Genomic DNA, 20,402 nt, shown 5'->3' with positions numbered 1-20,402 from the left:
AGCGGCTGCCAACACGGTTAATGACGCGCACAGCCTGCGAGGGGTTGGCCGCACGGGCAGCCCATTTTCGTTCCGGCTTTGATCCGCGCCGCCACGGTCAGTTGATTGGATTCACCGCCGAAATTTTCTATACGGCAACGGGATTTTGGACCCGCGACAGGCGCGCCCTGAAAGGACGCCAAAGGACTCGTGATGACGTTGAACGGCAAGACGCTGGCCGCCACAGCCAGCGCCCCCGATAACTTCCAGACCGCCCTGCACTCGACCGTGCGGGCCGCCGCCGACTGGCTGATCGCTCATCAGAAGCCGGACGGGCACTGGGTCGGGCGGGCGGAATCCAACGCCTGCATGGAAGCCCAATGGTGTCTCGCGCTGTGGTTCATGGGACTGGAAGACCATCCGCTGCGCCCGCGCATGGGCCAGGCGCTGCTGCAGACGCAGCGCGCCGACGGCTCCTGGCAGATCTATTTCAATGCGCCCAACGGCGACATCAACGCGACGGTGGAGGCCTATGCGGCGCTCCGCTCGCTGGGCCACAGCGACGACGAGCCGGCGCTGCAGCGCGCCCGCCAATGGATCGAGGCCAAGGGTGGCTTGCGCAATGTCCGTGTCTTCACCCGCTACTGGCTTGCACTGCTCGGCGAGTGGCCGTGGGAGAAGGTGCCGAACATCCCACCCGAGGTGATCTGGTTCCCGGTTTGGTTTCCGTTCTCGATCTACAATTTCGCGCAATGGGCGCGCGCCACGCTGATGCCGATCGCGATCCTCTCGGCGCGACGGCCAAGCCGGCCACTGCCGGCGGAGAACCGGCTGGACGCGCTGTTTCCGAAAGGTCGCGGCGCCTTCGATTACGAGCTGCCGGTCAAGGCCGATGCCGGCGGCTGGGACAAGTTCTTCCGCGGCGCCGACAAGGTGCTGCATGCGCTGCAAAACCTCGGCAACCGGCTCAATCTCGGCCTGTGGCGTCCGGCGGCGATGAGCCGCGTGCTGGAGTGGATGATCCGCCACCAGGATTTCGACGGCGCCTGGGGCGGTATCCAGCCGCCCTGGATCTACGGGCTGATGGCGCTCTACGTCGAAGGCTATCCGATCAATCATCCGGTCGTCGCCAAGGGTCTCGACGCCCTCAACGATCCGGGCTGGCGGGTGGATATCGGAGAGGCGACCTACATCCAGGCCACCAACAGCCCGGTCTGGGACACGATCCTGACCTTGCTCGCGTTCGACGATGCCGGCGTGATCGGCGACTATCCGGAAGCCGTCGAGAAGGCCGTCAATTGGGTGCTGGCGCGGCAGGTGCGCGTGCCCGGCGACTGGTCGGTGAAGCTGCCGCATGTCAAGCCGGGTGGCTGGGCTTTCGAATATGCCAACAATTATTACCCGGACACGGACGACACGGCGGTGGCGCTGATCGCGCTGGCGCCGCTGCGCCACGATCCGAAATGGCAGGCCAAGGGCATCGACGAAGCGATCCAGCTTGGCGTCGACTGGCTGATCGGCATGCAGAGCCAAAGCGGCGGCTGGGGCGCCTTCGACAAGGACAACAACCAGCAGATCCTGACCAAGATCCCGTTCTGCGACTTCGGTGAGGCGCTCGATCCACCCTCGGTCGACGTCACGGCTCACGTCATCGAGGCGTTCGGCAAGCTCGGGCTGTCACGCAACCATCCGACCATGGTCCGCGCGCTGGACTACATCCGTCGCGAGCAGGAGCCGAGCGGGCCGTGGTTCGGCCGCTGGGGCGTGAACTACGTCTACGGCACCGGCGCCGTGCTGCCGGCGCTCGCCGCCATCGGCGAAGACATGAGCCAGCCCTACATCCAGCGCGCCTGCGACTGGCTGGTCGCGCATCAGCAGGACAATGGCGGCTGGGGCGAGAGCTGTGCGTCCTATATGGACATCAGCGCGGTCGGCCGCGGCACCGCGACGGCCTCACAGACCGCATGGGCGCTGATGGCGCTGCTCGCCGCCAACCGCCCTGGGGATCGCGAGGCGATCGAGCGCGGCTGCCTGTGGCTGATCGAGCATCAGTCCGCCGGCACCTGGGCCGAGCCGGAATTCACCGGCACCGGCTTCCCCGGCTATGGCGTGGGCCAGACCATCAAGCTCACCGATCCGTCGCTGCAACAGCGGCTGATGCAGGGACCGGAGCTCTCCCGCGCCTTCATGCTGCGCTATGGCATGTATTGCCACTATTTCCCGCTGATGGCACTGGGACGCACGCTGCGGCCGCAGGCGCATGGCAAGGCCTCGGAGCACCCCCGCGGCTAACGCCGTAATTTGAAGTTCGAGCTCATATTCGGTGTCATGCCCCGCGCAGGCGGGGCATCCAGTACGCCGCGGCTTCTCGATTGATCACTGCCGTCTCTGGAATACTGGATCGCCCGGTCAAGCCGGGCGATGATAGCGGTTCACGCGGCACCCGCTAAGCGGAGCCACTGCCGAGCAGTCCGCACTCTCTCACGCCGCCTTCGGCACCTCGAGCAGGCCACGGCGCCGCAGCAGCGCGTCCGGCTCGGGCTCGCGGCCGCGGAAGGCGACATAGGCAGCTTCCGGATCGACCGAGCCGCCCGAGGCGTAGACGTTATCGTGGAGCCGCTTGGCGACCGCCGGATCGAAAATGTCCCCGGCCTCCTCGAAGGCGCCGAATGCGTCGGCATCCATCACCTCCGACCACATGTAGCTGTAGTAGCCCGAGGCGTAGTGATCGCCGGAGAAGATATGGCCGAACTGGGTCGGCCGATGGCGCATCGCGATCTCCGCGGGCATGCCGATCTTGGCAAGCTCGGCACGCTCGAAAGCGCCGACATCCTGGGCTGCCGCGGCCGGCTGGGTGTGGAATTCGAGATCGACCAGCGCCGAGGCGACGAATTCGACCGTGGCGAAGCTCTGGCCGAACTTGCGCGCCGCGATGAAGCGGTTGAGCAGGTCCTCGGGCAGCGGCTCCCCGGTCTGGTAATGACGGGCGAACTTCTGCAGCACCTCGGGCCGCTCCTGCCAATGCTCATAGAGCTGCGAGGGCAGCTCGACGAAATCGGTGAACACGGCCGTTCCCGAGAGCGAGGGATAGGTCACGTTCGACAGCATGCCATGCAGGCCGTGGCCGAACTCGTGGAACAGGGTCCGCGCATCCATCGGCGACAGCAGCGCCGGTTGCCCGTCCGCTCCCTTGGCAAAATTGCAGACATTGATGACCAACGGCGCCACCGCGCCGTCAAGCTTCTGCTGGTCGCGCAGCGAGGTCATCCAGGCGCCGGAGCGCTTCGAGGACCGGGCGAAGTAGTCGCCATAGAACAGCGCCTTGTGCTTGCCCGCGGCATCCCTGACCTCCCAGACCCGGACGTCCGGATGCCAGACCGGAATGTCGGTGCGCTCGACGAAGGTGATGCCGAACAGGTGCGTGGCCACGTCGAATGCCGCGGCGATCATGTTGTCGAGCGCCAGATAGGGCTTGATCGCAGCGTCGTCGAAATTGGCCTTGGCCTGCCGGAGCTTTTCGGCGTAGTAGCGCCAGTCCCAGGCCTCGAGCTTGAAATTTCCGCCCTCCGCCGCGATCAGCTTCTGCAGCTCATCGCGGTCGGCCAGCGCCTTGGCGCGCGCCGGCTTCCAGACCCGTTCCAACAGGCCGCGCACGGCCTCGGGCGTCTTCGCCATGGAGTCCTCCAGGCGATAGGCCGCGTAGGTCGGGAAATCCATGATCTTGGCCGCCTCCTCGCGAAGCGCGAGGATCTCGCCGATCACCATCTTGTTGTCGTTGGCGTTGCCATTGTCGCCGCGCGCGGTGAAGGCTTTGTACACCTTCTCGCGCAGGTCGCGCCGGGCCGAACTCTGCAGGAACGGCTCGACGGCCGAGCGCGACAGCGTCACGATCGCCTTGCCGGGCATGCCGCGCTCCTCGGCCGCCGTCTTGGCCGCCGCGACGAACTGCTCGGACAGCCCGGCGCGGTCGTCCTCGGAAAGCTCCAGGAACCAGTCCTGCTCGTCCCCGAGCAAATGATGGCTGAAGGTGGTGCCGAGTTGGGCGAGCCGCTCGTTGATCTCGGCCATCCGCGTCTTGGCGTCCTCGGAGAGGCCCGCGCCGGCGCGGCGGAAACGCGTATAGGTGCGCTCCAGCAGCCGCAGTTCCTCAGGCGTCAGCTCCAGGCTCTTACGCTTCTCGTGCAGCTGCGCGACGCGCCCGAACAGCACCGCGTTCATCTGGATCGGGTTCCAGTGCCGCGCCATCCGCAGGGAGACATCCTTGTCGAGCTCCAGGATCTCCGGATTGGAATTCGCCGAGACCAGGTCGTAGAAGACGGCCGCGACCTTGGAGAGCAGCTTGCCCGACCGCTCCAGCGCCGTGATCGTGTTGGCGAAGTCGGGCTCGGCCGGATCATGGGTGATCGCCACGATCTCAGCGGCATGATCGGCGAAGGCGCGCTCGAAGGCGGGGAGGAAATGCTCCGGCTTGATCTCGTGGAACGGCGGCGTCTGGTGCGGCGTCTCCCATGCGTTCAGGAGCGGGTTGGTCGCAGTGGCGTCGGTGCTGTCTGACATCGGCAAAATCCGTCCTCTCCCGAGATCTCAAATCCCGCTTTCTTACCACGCCGGGCGGCATTTTTGCGGTCATTTCCCCTTGATGCGACGTGGCTTTTCGGAGAGATTGCGCCCTTCACAAGGACCCCGTCATGAGCGCAGAGAATCAGCCCACCGCCTCCCGCCAGATCGTCTGGACCAGCGTGATCACCGTGATCTCGGCTGCGATCCTGATCGGCGCCGAAGTGTTCGGTGCAGCCTTCGCAGGCGGCTGGGCGCTTTCGATTCTGTTCGGGCTCGGCGACACCGGCACCCACGTGCTGCAGGCCTTGCTGTTCGCGCTCGGCGTCTTCGTGATGGCGGCGTTCATTCGCGGCGCGCAGCGCGTCGAGCCGTTCGTGAAGCGCGCCTGAGCTGCAGCGAAAACACTGCTGCATAAGGCGTCGCGCGCGACACATCTTTCGATTGGCTTAACGTCCGTTCAGATTGTCGCGCCCATTCAGCTCGCCATGTGTGCTCGTAAGCACATGGTTAGGGAAATTGCGCGCAAGTTTGAAAAAAATCTTGCGATCGAAAATCAAAACGCTTATTTCCCAACTTGCCCAATTTCGCACGTGCCTGTGGTCGTGTGTCAGTCGGTAGGTATCCGGACAAGAGGCCGGACAGCCGCCAAGGGATGAGGAATCGAGGGGCCCTCGGCTTTGTTAGGATCGCGATCATCCGATCGAGATCAGCACAAACCGAAAGCCCAGCATCTCTCTCAAGAGATGCCGCTGAAGGTGACCTCACCTCTTGCAACCGTGACTGGCAGCCGGAGGCGAACCGGCGCACCCCGCTCTCAACGGGGGACGCGACTTAAAGCAACGACGGAGCGGGCTTTTTTGGTCTCTACCGGCAGTCCAACGCCGGCGCGGGCTACTGAAAAGGCTTGTCCTTCATTGCCAGGTGTGCGGGCGGGAACCCTCCCAACCAATCCACGGCAGCACAATTCGGCTTCGGTTCAAGGTTTTGTCGCCTTTCCATCGGGTGGCAACGCCAAAGCACCGCCGTCGAGAACGTTTGAACGGGCCTCGTCGCTGGAGGCCGTTTGGAGGGTGCTATGACCGAACGTATTCGGGAATTCCTGCGCAACCGCCGCGAGGAAGGTCTGGACACCGAGCCCTGTCTCGTTGTCGACCTCGAGATCGTGCGCGACAACTACATCAGCTTCGCCAAGGCGCTGCCCGACAGCCGCGTGTTCTATGCGGTGAAGGCCAACCCTGCGCCCGAAGTGCTGTCGCTGCTGGCCTCGCTCGGCTCCTCGTTCGACACGGCGACCGTCGCCGAGATCGAGATGGCGCTGGCCGCCGGTGCGACACCGGACCGCATCTCCTACGGCAACACGATCAAGAAGGAGCGCGACATCGCGCGCGCCTACGCGCTCGGCATTCGCCTGTTCGCGGTCGACTGCGCTGCCGAAGTCGAAAAAATCTCGCGTGCCGCGCCCGGCGCCAAGGTGTTCTGCCGCATCCTCTATGATTGCGCCGGCGCCGAGTGGCCGCTGTCGCGCAAGTTCGGCTGCGACCCGGAAATGGCGGTCGAGGTGCTGGATCTCGCCAAGCGGCTGGGCCTGGAGCCCTGCGGCATTTCGTTCCATGTCGGCTCGCAGCAGCGCAAGGTGAAGGCGTGGGACCGCGCGCTCGCCATGGCGTCCACCGTGTTCCGCGACTGCGCCGAGCGCGGCATCAACCTGACCATGGTCAACATGGGCGGCGGCTTCCCGACCAAGTACCTGAAGGACGTGCCGCCGGTCGTGCAGTACGGCCGCTCGATCTTCCGTGCGCTGCGCAAGCACTTCGGCAATCAGATTCCGGAGACGATCATCGAGCCCGGCCGCGGCATGGTCGGCAATGCGGGGGTGATCGAGTCGGAAGTGGTGCTGATCTCGAAGAAGAGCGACGAGGACGAGCTGCGCTGGGTCTATCTCGACATCGGCAAGTTCGGCGGCCTCGCCGAGACTATGGACGAGTCGATCCGCTACGCGATCCGCACGCCGCATGACGGCGCGGACATGACGCCTTGCGTGCTCGCCGGCCCGACCTGCGATTCGGCCGACGTGCTCTACGAGAAGCTGCCATATCCGCTGCCGGTGACGCTCTCGATCGGCGACAAGGTGATGATCGAAGGGACCGGGGCCTACACGTCGACCTATTCGTCGGTGGCCTTCAACGGCATCCCGCCGCTCAAGACCTACCACATCTGAGCGCCCGCAGTTCCGAGCGCCGGGTGGGATGAACTCCCACCCCGACCCTCCCCCGCAAGCGGGAGAGGGAGCGATAACCCGACACTCCCGACCTGACCTGACGCGCTTCCGCGCGGGCGATCGCCTGCCGCGGCAAGCCGGAGACTGACGTGCCATGACTGCTTTTCGGTCCAACCCGACTGCGCCTGTTCGGACTGCCGCTCCGTTCGCGATCCGTGCGGAACGCGCTTCCGACGTGCCGGCGCGCGAGGCCCTGCTGGATGCCTGTTTTGGCGACAACCGCCATGAGCGCACCTGCCAGCGCCTGCGCGACGGACGCGCGCCCGCCACAGGCCTTGCCCTGTCGGCGGTTCGCGACGGGCGCCTCGTGGGGACCGTGCGGTTGTGGCACGTCAGCGCCGGTGGGCGCGATGCGCTGATGCTGGGGCCACTGGCCGTCGATTACGACGCGCGTGGCCTCGGCATCGGCGCCGCGTTGATGGAGGCCGCGCTTGGTCTTGCGAGCGCGCGCGGCCATGCCGCGGTGATCCTGCTCGGCGATGCGCCCTATTATACCCGCTTCGGCTTCTCGGCCGAGAAGACCGCCGCGCTCGAGCTGCCGGGACCGTTCGAGCGGACGCGGCTGCTCGGCTGCGAGCTCGTCGCCGGTGCACTCGACGGCGCCTGGGGCATGATCGTCGCCACCGGAGCGCGGGAGCGCAAGGCCGAAGAGCGCAAGACGCGGCGCAGCCGCAAGGCGGCGTTGATATCATGCGCGGCGTGAGCGTCGAAGGCCAGCCGAGTGCGGAGCCGAAGCGGCGGCGGACCCTGGTGCCCACGCTGGTCCTGATCCTGCTTGCGCTGATGATCGTCCGCGACATCGTCATCCGGCGCTGGAGTGGGACAGGAACGGCCCCGCCCGACGTCACGCGGGCCCACTGAGCGATCATCCCGCCCGCACTCCGCCACCTCCGCCCGAGGGGTTGCGCAGGTGCAGCAAAAGCCCTTAAACCCCGCCAAAATTGATCGAGAGGTTCCTCATGGCCAGACGCCTGATTTCCACCGGCTCGCCGTTCGAGAAGACCGCGGGCTACAGCCGCGCCGTCGTCGATGGTGACTTCGCCTTCGTCGCGGGCACCACCGGCTATGATTACACCACGATGACGATGCCGGCCGATGTCACGAGCCAGTCACGCAACTGTTTCAAGACCATCGCAGCGGCCCTGAAGGAGGCCGGCTTCGACATGGCCGACGTCGTCCGCGCGACCTATTACCTCACCGACGTCGCTGACGCGGATGCGCATTTCGCCGTCTGTGGCGAGGTGCTGGGTGAGATCCGCCCGGCCGCCACGCTGGTGGTGGTTTCGGCGCTGCTCAAGCCGGAGATGAAGGTCGAGATCGAGGTCACGGCCAAGCGGCGCGCCGCCTGAATCTATCCATCCAACGCACCTTTCGCGGAGAAACACATCCCATGAGCTCGCAGATCCACGCGAAGATCACCGGCCCCATCGTCATGATCGGCTTCGGCTCGATCGGCAAGGGCACCCTGCCCTTGATCGAGCGGCACTTCGATTATGACAAGAAGCGCTTCGTGATCATCGATCCGCATGACAATGGCGAGCTCGCCAAGCAGCACGGCGTGCGCTTCATCCAGCAGGCCGTGACCCGCGACAATTACCGCGAGCTGCTGGTGCCGCTGCTCACCGAGGGCGGCGGCCAGGGCTTCTGCGTCAACCTGTCGGTCGACACCTCCTCGGTCGATATCATGACGATGTGCCGCGAGGTCGGCGCGCTCTATATCGACACCGTGGTCGAGCCCTGGGCCGGCTTCTATTTCGACAAGAAGATGGACGTCGAGAAGCGCTCCAACTACGCGCTGCGCGAGACCCTGCTGGCGGCACGCCGCAAGAGCCCGGGCGGCACCACCGCGGTCTCCACCTGCGGCGCCAATCCCGGCATGGTGTCCTGGTTCGTCAAGCAGGCGCTGCTCAACATCGCGCGCGATACCGGCACCGAGATCAACGAGCCGAAGAGCCGCGAAGGCTGGGCCCAGCTGATGCAGAAGCTCGGCGTCAAGGGCGTCCACATCGCCGAGCGCGACACCCAGCGCTCCAAGAACCCGAAGCCGATGGACGTGTTCGTCAACACCTGGTCGGTCGAAGGCTTCGTGTCCGAAGGCATGCAGCCCGCGGAGCTCGGCTGGGGCACCAACGAAAAGTGGATGCCGGACAATGGCCGCTGCCATCCCGACGGCTGCGGCGCAGCGATCTATTTGCTGCAGCCCGGCGCCAACACCCGCGTGCGCTCCTGGTGCCCGACGCCCGGCGCGCAATACGGCTTCCTGGTGACCCACAACGAGTCGATCTCGATCGCCGACTATTTCTCCGTGCGCGACGGCGACAAGGTGGTGTACCGCCCGACCTGCCACTACGCCTATCACCCGGCCAATGACGCGGTGCTGTCGCTGCACGAGATCTTCGGCGCCACCGGCAAGATGCAGGAGAAGTGGCACATCCTGGACGAGCACGAGATCGTCGACGGCATCGACGAACTCGGCGTGCTGGTCTACGGCCATGCCAAGAATGCCTATTGGTACGGCTCGCAGCTCTCGATCGAGGAGACGCGCAAGCTCGCGCCCTATCAGAACGCGACCGGCCTGCAGGTGTCGTCAGCGGTGCTCGCCGGCATGGTGTGGGCGCTGGAGAACCCGAACGCCGGCATCGTCGAGGCCGACGAGGTGGACTTCCGCCGCTGCCTCGAAATCCAGACGCCGTATCTCGGCCCGGTGAAGGGCTTCTACACCGACTGGACCCCGCTCACCGACCGCCCCGGCCTGTTCCCGGAGGACATCGACACCAACGATCCGTGGCAGTTTCGGAATATTCTGGTGCGGTAAATTCCCTTCGCCGTCGTGCCCCGCCTTCGCGAAGGCGGGGCACCCAGTACGCCGCGGCGGTCATGGGAATCGAGATGCTGGTGTTTACTGGATCCCCCGCCTGCGCGGGGGATGACGGTGAAAATCGGAGCTACTTCTTCTCGATTGGCGGGGCGACCTTTTCGGCCGGGGCCGGCGGCAGGGCCGGCTTGGCGCCCTCCTTCACGGCGGCAGGATCGGGCCGCGCAGGCTCGGGCGCCGGCGTGGTCGGCCGTGTGCCGCCCGGCTTCGATTCGGCCGGCGTCGGGGAGGGCTCGGGCGAGGCTGAAGGCGTCGCCTGCGCCATCTGATCGAGATGATTGGCGTGGATCTGGGTCAGCGACAGGGCCGCCATGATGGCGCCGGCAACAAGCAGGCCGACACCCAGCAGCAGCTCCCTGCGCAATCTCTGTTTGCTGTTCACTGAGGCCATGGGTCACCCACAAGTTGCTTGCGGGAACCAACGAATGACGGTCGGCGCGGTTCCCAATGGAAGCCGCGCCGTGATGCCTCAGACCTTCAACAGCCCGGCTGCGCCGGTTTCGTCGGAGAAAGCGAGCCATGTGCCGTTGACGTTCCAGGCCAGCGCCACGATCGGTGGGGTACCGTTGCGGCGCACCAGGATCTCGGCTCCGTCATGCATCCGCACCATCAGCACCGTGCCGTCCTCATAGCCGGCCGCGAGCATGTCCTGCTTGGGATGGCAGGCCACCGCCGTCACCTTGGCCTGCAGCGGCGCCAGCATCGCCGGCTCCTTGCCCATCGGGCCATCCTTGCCGACGAAGGGCCACATGATCACCATGTCGGCCCCGGAGGTCGCGAGAAACTTGCCGCCGCCGCCCCAGGCCATCGACTTCACCCGCGACGGATATCCGGTCATGCGCATGTGCTTGCCGTCGGCGAGACGCCAGCCATGCAGCGCCGGCTCATGCATCGCGGTGACCAGGAACTTGTTGTCCGGGCTGAAACTGACGGCGAGATGCGAGCCCGCCCAGGCCAGGAACTCCGGCGTGCCCGCCATATTGGGAAACCACAAGGTCGCGCCGTTGTAATGGGCGATCGCGAGCCGCAGGCCCTTGGGCGCGAAGGCGAGGCCGCCGACCGTGGAGGGGACCTCCAGCGACTTCTCCTCGCCCTTGGGCGAGCGGACGAAGGCGGTCTTGCCGACCGACCAGGCCACGCTGCCCTCACCGTGCACGGCGACATTGTCGATCCAGCGCCGCTTCGGATCGGTCGCCAGCACAGCCACCTCGCCCTTGCCGTCGACCCCAACGACCTTGCCGTCGTCGCTGCCGATGACGATGCGTGCGCCGTCGGAAACGGCGGAGAGGATCCCGCCGCCGACTGCCTCGACCTTGGTGACCGCGCCTTCGAGATCGACGAAGGCGACGCTCTCCTCGGTGCCGACAAAGACGGCGCGGTCGCCGAGATAATGCACGGCGCTCACGGCCATGCCGAGCGCGACCGGCTTCACCCGGTCGGTGACGGAGACAATGGATGCGGCCTCGCCGCCTGGCTCGAACGAACTCATCAGGTCACGATGCAGCGCTCAAAACCCTCGCGAATGGCCGCTTCCGGCAGTTCGCGACCGATGAAGACGACCCGGCTCTCGCGCGGCTCGCCCTCCTTCCACTTCCGCTGATGGTCGCCCTCCAGCATCATATGGACGCCCTGGAAGACGTAGCGATCCTCATCATCCTGGAACGCCAGGATGCCCTTGGAGCGCAGGATCTTCGGTCCTTCCGTCTGCACCAGCTGCTGCAGCCACGGCATGAACTTGGTCGGATCGAGCGGCTTGTCGGTGCGCAGCGACAGGGACTGCATGTCCTCGTCGTGATAGTGCTTCAGCCCGTGATCATGATGATGGTGGTGGCCGTGGTCATGATCATGGTGGTGATGATCGTGGTCGTGATCGTCCACCTCGAGGAAATCAGGCTCGATCTCCAGAATGCGATCGAGATCGAAGGCGCCGCGCTCGAGCACGTCGGCAATCGCCACCTGGCAACGCTCGGTGCGATGCAGCTGGGCGTAGGGATTGATGCCGCGAATCCGCGCTTCGACCTCGGCAAGCTCCGGCTTCGACACCAGATCGGTCTTGTTGAGCACGATGACATCGGCGAACGCGATCTGGTTCTTGGCTTCCGGCGCATCCTTCAGGCGGTCGGCCAGCCATTTCGCGTCGGCGACCGTGACCACGGCATCGAGCCGCGCATTCTTCTGCACGTCCTCGTCGACAAAGAAGGTCTGCGCCACCGGCGCCGGATCGGCAAGCCCCGTGGTCTCGACGATGATGGCGTCGAACTTGCCCTTGCGGCGCATCAGGCCGTCGATGATGCGCACGAGGTCGCCGCGCACCGTGCAGCAGATGCAGCCATTGTTCATCTCGAACACTTCTTCGTCGGCGCCGACGATCAGGTCGTTGTCGATGCCGATCTCGCCGAACTCGTTGACGATGACGGCGTACTTCTTGCCATGATCTTCGGAGAGGATGCGGTTGAGAAGCGTGGTCTTGCCGGCGCCGAGATAGCCGGTCAACACCGTCACGGGGACTTTCTGGGAGGTCACGTCAGACATACTCACTCCGCAAAGTGCTCGCATTCAATAGGGATGGCTTGACTCATCGGGCCTCGCGGCCGAGCGCGCCGGTCAGGGCCCTTATATTGTGCCTGACCAAGGCAATGTAAGTGGGTGCGGGGCCGTTTTCCTCGCTCAGAGCATCGGAATACAGCGTCCCGCCGATCGTGGCCCCGGCCTCGGCGGCGATCCGATCGATCAACCGGTCATCATTGAAGTTCTCCAGGAACACCGCCGGAATCCGGTTGCGCTTGATGGTCTCGACGATCCCGGCCATGTCGCGGGCGCTCGGCTCGGTCTCGGTGGAGACCCCAAGCAGCGCGATGAATTGCACCCCGTACGCGTCGGCCAAATAGCCGAACGCATCATGGGTCGCGATCACCTTGCGCCGCTCCGGCGGAATCTTGTCGACCTCCGCGCGCACCTCGCGATCCAAGGCGTCGAGCTCGGTCAGGTAACGGTCGGCATTGGCCTTGAAGATCGGCGCATCGGCAGGATCAGCGACGACGAGCGCCTCGCGGATGTTCCTGACATAGATCATCGCGTTCTTGACCGACTGCCAGGCATGCGGATCGGCATCCGCGCCACGCTTGCGCACCGCGATGCCATCAGTGGCGGTGACGATCTTGGCCTTGGCTGCGGAGGCCTGCAAGAGGCGCGGCAGCCAGCCCTCGAGCCCGAGCCCATTGACGACGAGCAGCTTGGCTTCGCCGACATCCTTCGCATCATGCGGCGTCGGCGTATAGACATGCACGTCGCTGTCGGGCCCGACCAGCGTGATGACATTGACCTTATTGCCGCCGACCTGACGAACGAAGTCGCCGAGGATCGAGAAGCTCGCGACCACATTGAGGCGCGTCTGCGCACGCGCTGGCGTCGAGCAAAGGCCAAGCAGCGCGAAAATCAGGATAAGGTGGACATTCCGCATGACGGCATCACGCCTCGAGGTGGCGGCCCGGGAACAGCTGCGGCAGCACGCCGCCGACGCGTCCGAACAGCACCGAGCCGAGATAGATGAGCGCCGCGACCAGGATGATCGCGGGGCCAGATGGAATGCGCGTCTGGAACGACAGCACCAACCCGATATAGCCGGACAAAATCGCGGCCGCCACCGCGATGCAGATCATGGGCGTGATGTCGCGCGACCAGAACCGGGCGATGCCGGCAGGCAGGATCATCAGCCCGACCGCGAGCAAGGTGCCGAGCGCCTGGAAGCCGTTGACGAGATTGACCACGATCAGCCCGAGAAAGATCAGGTGGGCCGGCGCGCCGGCCCGGCTCACCGTGCGCAGGAACAGCGGATCGACGCTCTCGATCACCAGCGGGCGGTAGATCACCGCGAGCACGACGAGCGTCAGCGTCGCGTTGGTCGCCACCATCAGCAGCGTCGGATCGTCCATGGCCAGGATGTTGCCGAACAGCACGTGCAGCAGGTCGATGTTGGTGCCCTTCACCGAGACGATGGTGACGCCGATCGCGAGCGAAGCGAGATAGAAGGTCGCCAGCGAGGCATCCTCCTTCAGCCCGGTCGAGCGCGACACCAGCCCCGAGAGCAGCGCCACCGCAAAGCCCGCCACCAGGCCGCCGGCCGTCAGCGCGAACAGGTTCAGGCCGGAGAGCAGAAAGCCGATCGCAGCACCGGGCAGAATCGCATGCGCCATGGCGTCGCCCATCAGGCTCATCCGGCGCAGCATCAGGAATACGCCGATCGGGCCAGCGCCGAGCGACAGCGCGATCACAGCAGCAAGCGCGCGGCGCATGAACGCGAAATCGGAAAACGGTGCGATCAGCACGTCCGTAATCATCATGCCGCCCGCGACGGAAGCTGGTCGGGCACGCAGGTCCGGGCCGTCTCGTCGAAAGCCTCGCACATCCGTCGCGCCTGCGCGAGATTGTCGGCGCTCAGCACCTCGGCCGTCGCGCCCCAGGCCACCGGCTCCCGCGCCAGCAGCAGCGTCTGCGGAAAATGCCCGCGTACCATGTCGAGGTCGTGCAGCGCCGCCACCACCGTGCGCCCCTCCTGGTGCCAGTGCTCGACCAGCCGCAACAGGTCGGCGGAGGTGCTGGCGTCCATCGCGTTGAACGGCTCGTCCAGCACGATCACGCGCGCATCCTGCAGCAGCACGCGCGCGAACAGCATGCGCTGCATCTGGCCGCCGGAGAGCGTCCCGATGCTACGGTTCTCGAAGCCGGTCAGGCCGACGGCTGCGATGGCCTGCGCGATCAGCTTCCGTGCCGCCTTGCCGATGCCGCCGAACGGACCAACGGTTCGCCACAGCCCGGTGCTGGCGAAATCGAACACGGAGATCGGGAAGGAGCGGTCGATATCGGCGACCTGCGGCAGATAGGCGATGCCGCGGCGGTCCAGGCCGCCGGTGCTGATGCTGCCGGCCAGCGGCTTGAGCAGGCCGACGAGGCCGCGGAACAGCGTCGACTTGCCGGCACCGTTGGGACCGACCACGGCCAGCAGGCTGCCCGGAGCGACCTCGCCCGTGAGGTGGTGGACGGCCGGATGGCGGTCGTAGCCGAGCGTCACATCCTGGAATTTCAGCGGCGCGGTCATCGGCATCAGCGCATTGCCAGCCAGACGATCACCCATAGCCCGGCACTGGCCGCCATGGCGGCGGCCAGGCGCGCTGCGACCGGCATCCGCAGGATCGACCACGGCGCAGCCTGCGCCGGATGCGGTGCTGCCGGCCCGTGGCTGTGCGGATGCGGGTGGGCGTGAAGATCGCGTGAAACCATTAGCGGATGTTATATTATAACATTGCCGCTGTCCACGGGAGCTGACGGCGCGGCCGGAAAAACGCCGGCCGTCAGGTGAGATACCTGACCAGGGCAAGCGCGGCGAACAGGCCTGCGATCGACAGACCGACGGACCCGACCACATAGAGGGACGCCAAGCCGACCGCCCCGCGCTCATAGAGCAGTGCCGTGTCGAGCGAAAACGCAGAAAACGTGGTGTAGCCGCCAAGGATGCCGGTCATCAAAAACAATCGCCAGTGCTGGCTGGCGTCGCCCTTGAACGCGAGATAACCGGCGATCAGGCCCATCACGATCGATCCCGTGATGTTGATGATGAAGGTGCCGAACGGAAAAGCGGTGCCGAACGCTTTGGCGCTTGCCATGTTCACCGCATGCCGCAACGAGGCGCCTGCGCCACCGCCGAGAAACACCAGCACATATCCGATGAGCTGCTTCACCTGAACCTCATTTCCATCACGTCGCCGGCCACGCCGAATTTCTCCATCAAAGGCGATCTACCGAGAAAAAATTTGCCGCGCGCACGCGTCAGTGACAAGGACTGTTCTCTTCGGGAATTCTCTGTCAGCAAAAAGGGCGGCAAGACTGCCGCCCTTTTCCAACTCGTTCGCTGTGCGCCGATCAGACCGTCTTGCCGAACAGCTCGTCGACATAATCCCAGTTGATGAGATTTTCGACGAACGCCTTCAGGTAGTCCGGACGGCGGTTGCGATAGTCGATGTAATAGGAGTGCTCCCAGACGTCGCAGCCGAGGATCGGGGTGGCGCCGTGCACCAGCGGATTCTCGCCGTTCGGGGTCTTGGAAATTTCGAGCTTGCCGTTCTTGACCTGGAGCCAGCACCAGCCGGAGCCGAACTGGCCGACGCCGGCGGCGGCGAAATCGGCCTTGAATTTCTCGAAGCCGCCGAGATCCTCGTTGATCTTCTTCTCCAGACGACCCGGCACTTTGCTGCCGCCGCCATCCTTCTTCATCCACTGCCAGAAGTGGATGTGGTTGTAGTGCTGGCCAGCATTGTTGAAGACTGCGGCATTCTTGCCGTACGAGCCCTTCACAATCTCCTCGAGGGACTTCCCTTCGAATTCAGTCCCCTTGATCGCATTGTTGCCATTGGTCACATAGGCTTGGTGATGCTTGTCGTGGTGATATTCGAGCGTCTCCTTCGACATATAGGGCGCCAGGGCTTCATAGTCGTAAGGGAGCGGGGGAAGGGTAAAGGTCATGGGGGTGGTTTCCGCAACTTGTGGGAAGACGGGATTTAACGGGACCTCCTTATAGAAGGTTCCAAGAGTGTAAAACACTGTGATTTTGGAAAAAACGAGCCGCTTTGATGAGCATTGAGATCGAAGTCCTCAATGGCGACGCCTCCTGGAAGCTGGTCGAGCCGCTTTACAACGCGGTCTGGCCACCTGAGGTGGTGGCAACATTACCCTGGGCCGGTATCAAATTTGCCCATGCCGATCTCCGCGTCGTGGTGCAGGACGAGGCCGGCGATGTCGTCTGCCATGTCGGGCTCTACCGCCGCGTGATCACCTGGAACGGCCAGAAGATGAATGCCGGCGGCATCGGCGGAGTCATCACGCGCGAGGACGTCCGCAATCGCGGGCTCGCGACGCTCGCGCTCAACGCCGCGATCCAGACCTTCAGACACGAGGACTCGGTCAATTTCGCAATCCTGTTCTGCGAGCCGTATCGTGCACCGTTCTACATGGCGCGCGGCTTCAAGCCGTTCGACGGCGACGTCTATGCCGAGCAACCAGACAAGGGGCGCGTGCGATTCGACGCGATTGGACCTTACGTTCACGACGTCAAGCGCAACGCGCCGACGCGCGGCATGCTCGATCTCTGCGGTCTGCCGTGGTGAGACATGACGGACGAATGACCTGGACACGGTGAGGTTGACGCGCACCTCATCGTGATGAGGCGGCTTTGGACAAACAGTCGCAGCCGGTTGCATGGCCGCAATTTACTGTTATGGAACCCGTCTCAATTCCAGGGGGTATCATGACCGGCAAGTTGAATGTTCTGGGTCTTTCGATCGCTGCGCTGATGATTGTTGCGCAACCGGCCCTGGCTGCAGACGATCCGACCGGGACCTGGCTGACGCAGGCAGGCGACGCCAAGATCAAGGTCGGCAAATGCGGCGCCAATCTGTGCGGGAATGTGGTGTGGCTGAAGCAGCCGATCGATCCCGGCACCGCCAAGCCCGCGGTCGACGACAAAAATCCGGATCGCGAACTCGCCAGGCGACCGATCATGGGCCTGCAGCTCTTCATCGGCATGCATCCGGACGGCGCCAACAGATGGTCCGGCAAGATCTACAATGCCGATGACGGCCAAAGCTATGACAGCCACATCTCGGTTGCTGATCCCGACGCGCTCAAGGTCGAAGGCTGCGTCGGCGCGCTCTGCGGCGGCGAAACCTGGACGCGGGCGAAATAGGAGGATGACGGCAAGGCACAGCGCGACTACGCTGCCGCCGCAGCAATGATCATGGGGCTTTAGAAGGGGGCCGCAATGAAGGGAGCACGGACCGGCAGGACAGGACGTAGCGGGCTGTTGACCGTCGCCTGCATGAACATGGCCAAGACCGACCTGGGTGTCGAGCTCGACACCCTCACGCGGGCTCTGCAAAAATGCTATGATACGCATTTCCTGCCCGTATGGGGCTTTCCGGTCAGGCTCTACACGACCAAGAAGGCCAAGCCCTCCGACTGGCAGTTGGTGTTCCTCGACGATACCGACGATGCCGGCAGGCTCGGCTATCACAAGCTGACCAAGGGCGGTCAACCCGTGTCGAAAATCTTCGTCAGGACGGTGCTCGCCGCCAGCGAGTCCGTCAGCGTGACGGCATGCCATGAGCTGTTCGAGATGGTCATTGATCCGCTCGCCAACATATGGGCCGATGGCGCTGACGGGATCGAATACGCCTACGAGCTGAGCGATGCCGTCGAGGAGGATCGCTTCAAGGTCGACGGCATCGAGATGTCGAACTTCCTCTACCCGGCCTGGTTCGAGCCGCGCAAACACCCGCCTGGCACCAAGTTCGATCACCTCGGCCGGCTCAAGAAGCCGTTCAGCATGTCCAAGGGCGGCTACCTCATCGTCAGGAAGAACGGCAAGGTAACGGAGCAGTTCAGTTCACCGGCGAAAGAGCGTCGGTTCGCGCAGGAGGATCGCGTCGGCCATCGCAGCGAGCATCGCAAGGGCGCGCGGGGCCGATTGATCGTCCCCCGTTCGAAACGCAAGGCGAAATGAGCCCACACGCCATCGGCGCGCTCAGCCGGTGGCTGCCTTCAGCGCGGTCGCGGCCGAGGCATAGCCGCCGCGGGCGCCATCGATGAAATGCACATGGTCAGGACGCAGCGCCGAGGGCGTGAAGCAGGTCATCATTGCGGCGTCCTGCCGGTGCAACCCGTGGCGCACGATGCCGCGTGAGGCGGCGTCAGTGAGCCGCGCGCTCAATGCCCGCGCCAGCTCCTCGGTGCAGTCGAGGATCATGCGCAACGCGTCGTCATATTTGCGGAAGTCGGAGTTCTCCACCACCTGCTGCGTATAGAGCGCCGGCTCGAAACCGCCGATGCGGATGCCGAAGCGCATGATCAAATAGACGAACAGCGTCCGCCCGAGGATGCGAACGCGACGTGCGAAAAGCGGACCGCCACGCGATGCGCGGACCTCATAATCCAGCCCCTGCGGCGGCCATTTCAAGGCCGGCCCGCCCGCCGGCACCGGCCGGCCCGAATCGGGGCTGTGCTCGACCAGCGTGATGATGTCCTCGATCACCTTGCGATACTCGCGCGGATCGGCGTCCTGCGCCGGCAGCACCAGCACCGACAGGATGAGCCCGCGCGCAGACGGGATCTCCTCGAAGCGGCAGGACAGGCCGGAGAGATCAGGCTCGATGCCCGGCGGGGCGGCCTGCACCGCGAATTCGCCGCGCTTCATCGCGGTCTCCGCCCAGCCGAGGCCGCCGCCGGAGAACATGGCGTAGGACAGATTCGCCGAAGGACCGTAACGCGCCACCCGCACATCCAGGCCGTGGGCGCGGATCGCTGCGACCGGGACCAGCGCCACACGCATGGCCAATCCCAGGTCTTCGCGTACCCAGCTCGCGGTCGCCGCCAGCGCGCCGCGCGCCCGCTCGACATCGTCCGGCCCCACCGCGAAGCTCGCGCCGTCGCCGCCGAACACGAACGGGAATTCCCGCCCCTCCAGGCCGTTGGTCACGGCCGCGATGACCGCTGCCCCGGCCATGTTGACCGCCTTGTAGCGCCTGTCCGCGATCGCCGTGGTCGAATCGACGATGTCAGCCACGCCGACGGTCCAATCGTCCGGCAACGACCGGTACAGCGCCGGCTCCATCAACCGGGCAAAGCCGCGGAAGACCGGAATGGAGCCGTAGAAATCGGCGGCGCTCTTGTTCGACATGGATGGATGATCCGTCTCCATTGCGTCCTCAAAGAGGAACTACGGCGGACGCTGTCAAGCGGGTTCAAGGCACGGGGATTTGAATCAAAACCACCCGACAGCAGATCCGAACACTGCGCAGGTCCTCGTCGCGGGTGCTCGTCATCGAAATCCTCCCCCGGCCCTGCTAGGCTGACGCGATGACACAGACCCCGCCCGTCCCGCAACTCTCCGCCCGCGCGCTGCAGATCGCCGACCGCATCAACACCGCGGGCTTCGAGGGGCAGGTGCTGAATGCGACGCCGCTCGCCGTCCGCGTCGGGGAGAACGGCATTGCGGTGGTGTTTCGCTATGGCGTGGTCGTCTTCATCGGCATGTCGGCGGTAGAGGAGACCGAGTTTCTCGAGCGCTTGCGCTCGCGGCTGTTCGGGCTGATCAATCCGCCCGAGGAGGAGACCGCCAAGGTCCAGGTCGCGCGCGAGGCGGACGAGCCGATATCGGTGGGCGGCCCGATCGTGGTCAAGGAGTTTTCCGTGGAGCGGCTGCTGATCGTCGCCGATGCGCTCGCCAAGAGCGTGGTGCTCGGCCGCGGCGAGCGCGAGGTCGCCAACGTGTTCGATACGATCGAGCCGTTTGCCCGCGAGCTCGCCGTGCAGGGGCGCAGCTCGCGCGGCGGCAAGGCGATGCTGAAGCTGCTCGGCGAGGCGCTGCTGGTGCAGCATCGCGTCTCGGGACGCGTCGCTGTCGGCGAGAAGCCCGACGTATTGTGGGACCGTCCGGACCTGGAGCGGCTCTACGCGCGGCTCGAGGACGAGTATGAGTTGAGCGAGCGCGCCGAGTCACTGAACCGCAAGCTGTCGGTCATCGCGGAGACCGCGACCACGCTCGCGGACATCATCGACACCAAGCGTTCGCTCCGGCTCGAGATCATCGTCGTGATCCTGATCGCCTTCGAGATCATCATCACCATCTACGAGGCTTATGCCCGCGGCGGGCATTGACGATCT

Annotated in this window: 22 protein-coding genes; 11 read left to right on the top strand and 11 right to left on the bottom strand. The window is 65.0% G+C overall.

Annotated elements, in window-relative coordinates:
• Positions 1 to 192 precede the first annotated feature (192 nt).
• The gene (shc, locus tag ACQR1W_RS13325) at positions 193 to 2,271 is read left to right on the top strand and encodes a squalene--hopene cyclase (RefSeq protein ID WP_434851211.1); all 2,079 of its coding nucleotides are present in this window, start codon (positions 193 to 195) and stop codon (positions 2,269 to 2,271) included.
• Between the two features lie 189 nt (positions 2,272 to 2,460).
• Here the strand turns inward: shc and ACQR1W_RS13320 are convergent, their stop codons facing one another.
• Positions 2,461 to 4,536, bottom strand: coding sequence for a M3 family metallopeptidase (locus tag ACQR1W_RS13320; RefSeq protein WP_434851210.1), 2,076 nt, complete (start codon positions 4,534 to 4,536; stop codon positions 2,461 to 2,463).
• A 131-nt stretch (positions 4,537 to 4,667) separates the two neighbouring features.
• On the opposite strand from ACQR1W_RS13320, the gene ACQR1W_RS13315 reads away from it, so the two are divergent.
• The 6 genes from ACQR1W_RS13315 (at position 4,668) to ACQR1W_RS13290 (ending at position 9,632) form a co-directional block, all read left to right on the top strand.
• Entirely contained in the window at positions 4,668 to 4,928 is a 261-nt protein-coding gene (locus ACQR1W_RS13315) for a hypothetical protein (protein WP_008967478.1), read from the top strand.
• 686 nt (positions 4,929 to 5,614) lie between these two features.
• Complete coding sequence (locus ACQR1W_RS13310) at positions 5,615 to 6,757, top strand: type III PLP-dependent enzyme (RefSeq protein WP_008967477.1); 1,143 nt, start codon at positions 5,615 to 5,617, stop codon at positions 6,755 to 6,757.
• Positions 6,758 to 6,911: 154 nt separating this feature from the next.
• Complete coding sequence (locus ACQR1W_RS13305; protein ID WP_434851209.1) at positions 6,912 to 7,520, top strand: GNAT family N-acetyltransferase; 609 nt, start codon at positions 6,912 to 6,914, stop codon at positions 7,518 to 7,520.
• Positions 7,508 to 7,678 (top strand): hypothetical protein, encoded by a 171-nt coding sequence (locus tag ACQR1W_RS13300; RefSeq protein WP_434851208.1) that lies wholly within the window; start codon positions 7,508 to 7,510, stop codon positions 7,676 to 7,678. The genes ACQR1W_RS13305 and ACQR1W_RS13300 overlap by 13 nt, the downstream gene beginning before the upstream one ends.
• Before the next feature lie 98 nt (positions 7,679 to 7,776).
• Complete coding sequence (locus ACQR1W_RS13295; protein ID WP_434851207.1) at positions 7,777 to 8,166, top strand: RidA family protein; 390 nt, start codon at positions 7,777 to 7,779, stop codon at positions 8,164 to 8,166.
• 41 nt (positions 8,167 to 8,207) lie between these two features.
• Positions 8,208 to 9,632, top strand: coding sequence for a homospermidine synthase (locus tag ACQR1W_RS13290; protein ID WP_008967473.1), 1,425 nt, complete (start codon positions 8,208 to 8,210; stop codon positions 9,630 to 9,632).
• Between the two features lie 130 nt (positions 9,633 to 9,762).
• On the opposite strand, the gene ACQR1W_RS13285 is transcribed toward ACQR1W_RS13290, so the two are convergent.
• The 9 genes from ACQR1W_RS13285 to ACQR1W_RS13245 all read right to left on the bottom strand — a co-directional run bounded on the left by ACQR1W_RS13285 (position 9,763) and on the right by ACQR1W_RS13245 (position 16,208).
• Entirely contained in the window at positions 9,763 to 10,083 is a 321-nt protein-coding gene (locus ACQR1W_RS13285) for a hypothetical protein (protein ID WP_008967472.1), read from the bottom strand.
• A gap of 78 nt (positions 10,084 to 10,161) precedes the next feature.
• Positions 10,162 to 11,181, bottom strand: coding sequence for a WD40 repeat domain-containing protein (locus ACQR1W_RS13280; RefSeq protein ID WP_434851206.1), 1,020 nt, complete (start codon positions 11,179 to 11,181; stop codon positions 10,162 to 10,164).
• Positions 11,181 to 12,224 (bottom strand): CobW family GTP-binding protein, encoded by a 1,044-nt coding sequence (locus ACQR1W_RS13275; protein ID WP_035980768.1) that lies wholly within the window; start codon positions 12,222 to 12,224, stop codon positions 11,181 to 11,183. The genes ACQR1W_RS13280 and ACQR1W_RS13275 overlap by 1 nt, the downstream gene beginning before the upstream one ends.
• Before the next feature lie 43 nt (positions 12,225 to 12,267).
• A complete protein-coding gene (locus ACQR1W_RS13270) occupies positions 12,268 to 13,152 on the bottom strand; it encodes a metal ABC transporter substrate-binding protein (protein ID WP_434851205.1) in 885 nt (294 codons plus the stop codon).
• A 7-nt stretch (positions 13,153 to 13,159) separates the two neighbouring features.
• Complete coding sequence (locus ACQR1W_RS13265) at positions 13,160 to 14,029, bottom strand: metal ABC transporter permease (RefSeq protein ID WP_434851828.1); 870 nt, start codon at positions 14,027 to 14,029, stop codon at positions 13,160 to 13,162.
• On the bottom strand, positions 14,029 to 14,787 hold the full coding sequence (locus tag ACQR1W_RS13260; RefSeq protein WP_434851827.1) for a metal ABC transporter ATP-binding protein: 759 nt from the start codon (positions 14,785 to 14,787) through the stop codon (positions 14,029 to 14,031). Before ACQR1W_RS13260 ends, ACQR1W_RS13265 begins: the two co-directional genes overlap by 1 nt.
• Positions 14,788 to 14,792: 5 nt before the next feature.
• Positions 14,793 to 14,969 carry a hypothetical protein gene (locus tag ACQR1W_RS13255; RefSeq protein WP_434851204.1) on the bottom strand — a complete coding sequence of 59 codons (177 nt, stop codon included), beginning with the start codon at positions 14,967 to 14,969 and terminating at the stop codon, positions 14,793 to 14,795.
• Between the two features lie 71 nt (positions 14,970 to 15,040).
• Positions 15,041 to 15,427 (bottom strand): fluoride efflux transporter CrcB, encoded by a 387-nt coding sequence (gene crcB, locus ACQR1W_RS13250; protein WP_434851203.1) that lies wholly within the window; start codon positions 15,425 to 15,427, stop codon positions 15,041 to 15,043.
• A 181-nt stretch (positions 15,428 to 15,608) separates the two neighbouring features.
• Complete coding sequence (locus tag ACQR1W_RS13245) at positions 15,609 to 16,208, bottom strand: superoxide dismutase (RefSeq protein WP_434851202.1); 600 nt, start codon at positions 16,206 to 16,208, stop codon at positions 15,609 to 15,611.
• 107 nt (positions 16,209 to 16,315) lie between these two features.
• Here ACQR1W_RS13245 and ACQR1W_RS13240 point away from each other — a divergent pair, with 107 nt between their 5' ends.
• From ACQR1W_RS13240 to ACQR1W_RS13230, 3 genes are all read left to right on the top strand, one after another.
• Complete coding sequence (locus tag ACQR1W_RS13240; RefSeq protein WP_434851201.1) at positions 16,316 to 16,849, top strand: GNAT family N-acetyltransferase; 534 nt, start codon at positions 16,316 to 16,318, stop codon at positions 16,847 to 16,849.
• Positions 16,850 to 16,989: 140 nt separating this feature from the next.
• Positions 16,990 to 17,427 (top strand): DUF2147 domain-containing protein, encoded by a 438-nt coding sequence (locus tag ACQR1W_RS13235; RefSeq protein WP_434851200.1) that lies wholly within the window; start codon positions 16,990 to 16,992, stop codon positions 17,425 to 17,427.
• A gap of 75 nt (positions 17,428 to 17,502) precedes the next feature.
• Positions 17,503 to 18,243: a hypothetical protein gene (locus ACQR1W_RS13230; protein ID WP_434851199.1), complete on the top strand. Its 741-nt coding sequence runs from the start codon at positions 17,503 to 17,505 to the stop codon at positions 18,241 to 18,243.
• Between the two features lie 21 nt (positions 18,244 to 18,264).
• Here ACQR1W_RS13230 and ACQR1W_RS13225 read toward each other — a convergent pair whose 3' ends face one another.
• Positions 18,265 to 19,416 (bottom strand): DUF3095 domain-containing protein, encoded by a 1,152-nt coding sequence (locus ACQR1W_RS13225; protein WP_434851198.1) that lies wholly within the window; start codon positions 19,414 to 19,416, stop codon positions 18,265 to 18,267.
• Between the two features lie 179 nt (positions 19,417 to 19,595).
• On the opposite strand from ACQR1W_RS13225, the gene ACQR1W_RS13220 reads away from it, so the two are divergent.
• The gene (locus ACQR1W_RS13220; RefSeq protein WP_434851197.1) at positions 19,596 to 20,396 is read left to right on the top strand and encodes an RMD1 family protein; all 801 of its coding nucleotides are present in this window, start codon (positions 19,596 to 19,598) and stop codon (positions 20,394 to 20,396) included.
• Positions 20,397 to 20,402 lie beyond the last annotated feature (6 nt).

The organism is Bradyrhizobium sp. HKCCYLS1011, assembly GCF_051167795.1.
GTDB lineage: Bacteria > Pseudomonadota > Alphaproteobacteria > Rhizobiales > Xanthobacteraceae > Bradyrhizobium.
Note: the sequence above shows the minus strand (reverse complement) of the source record. Positions and strands in the feature narration are given on the sequence as shown.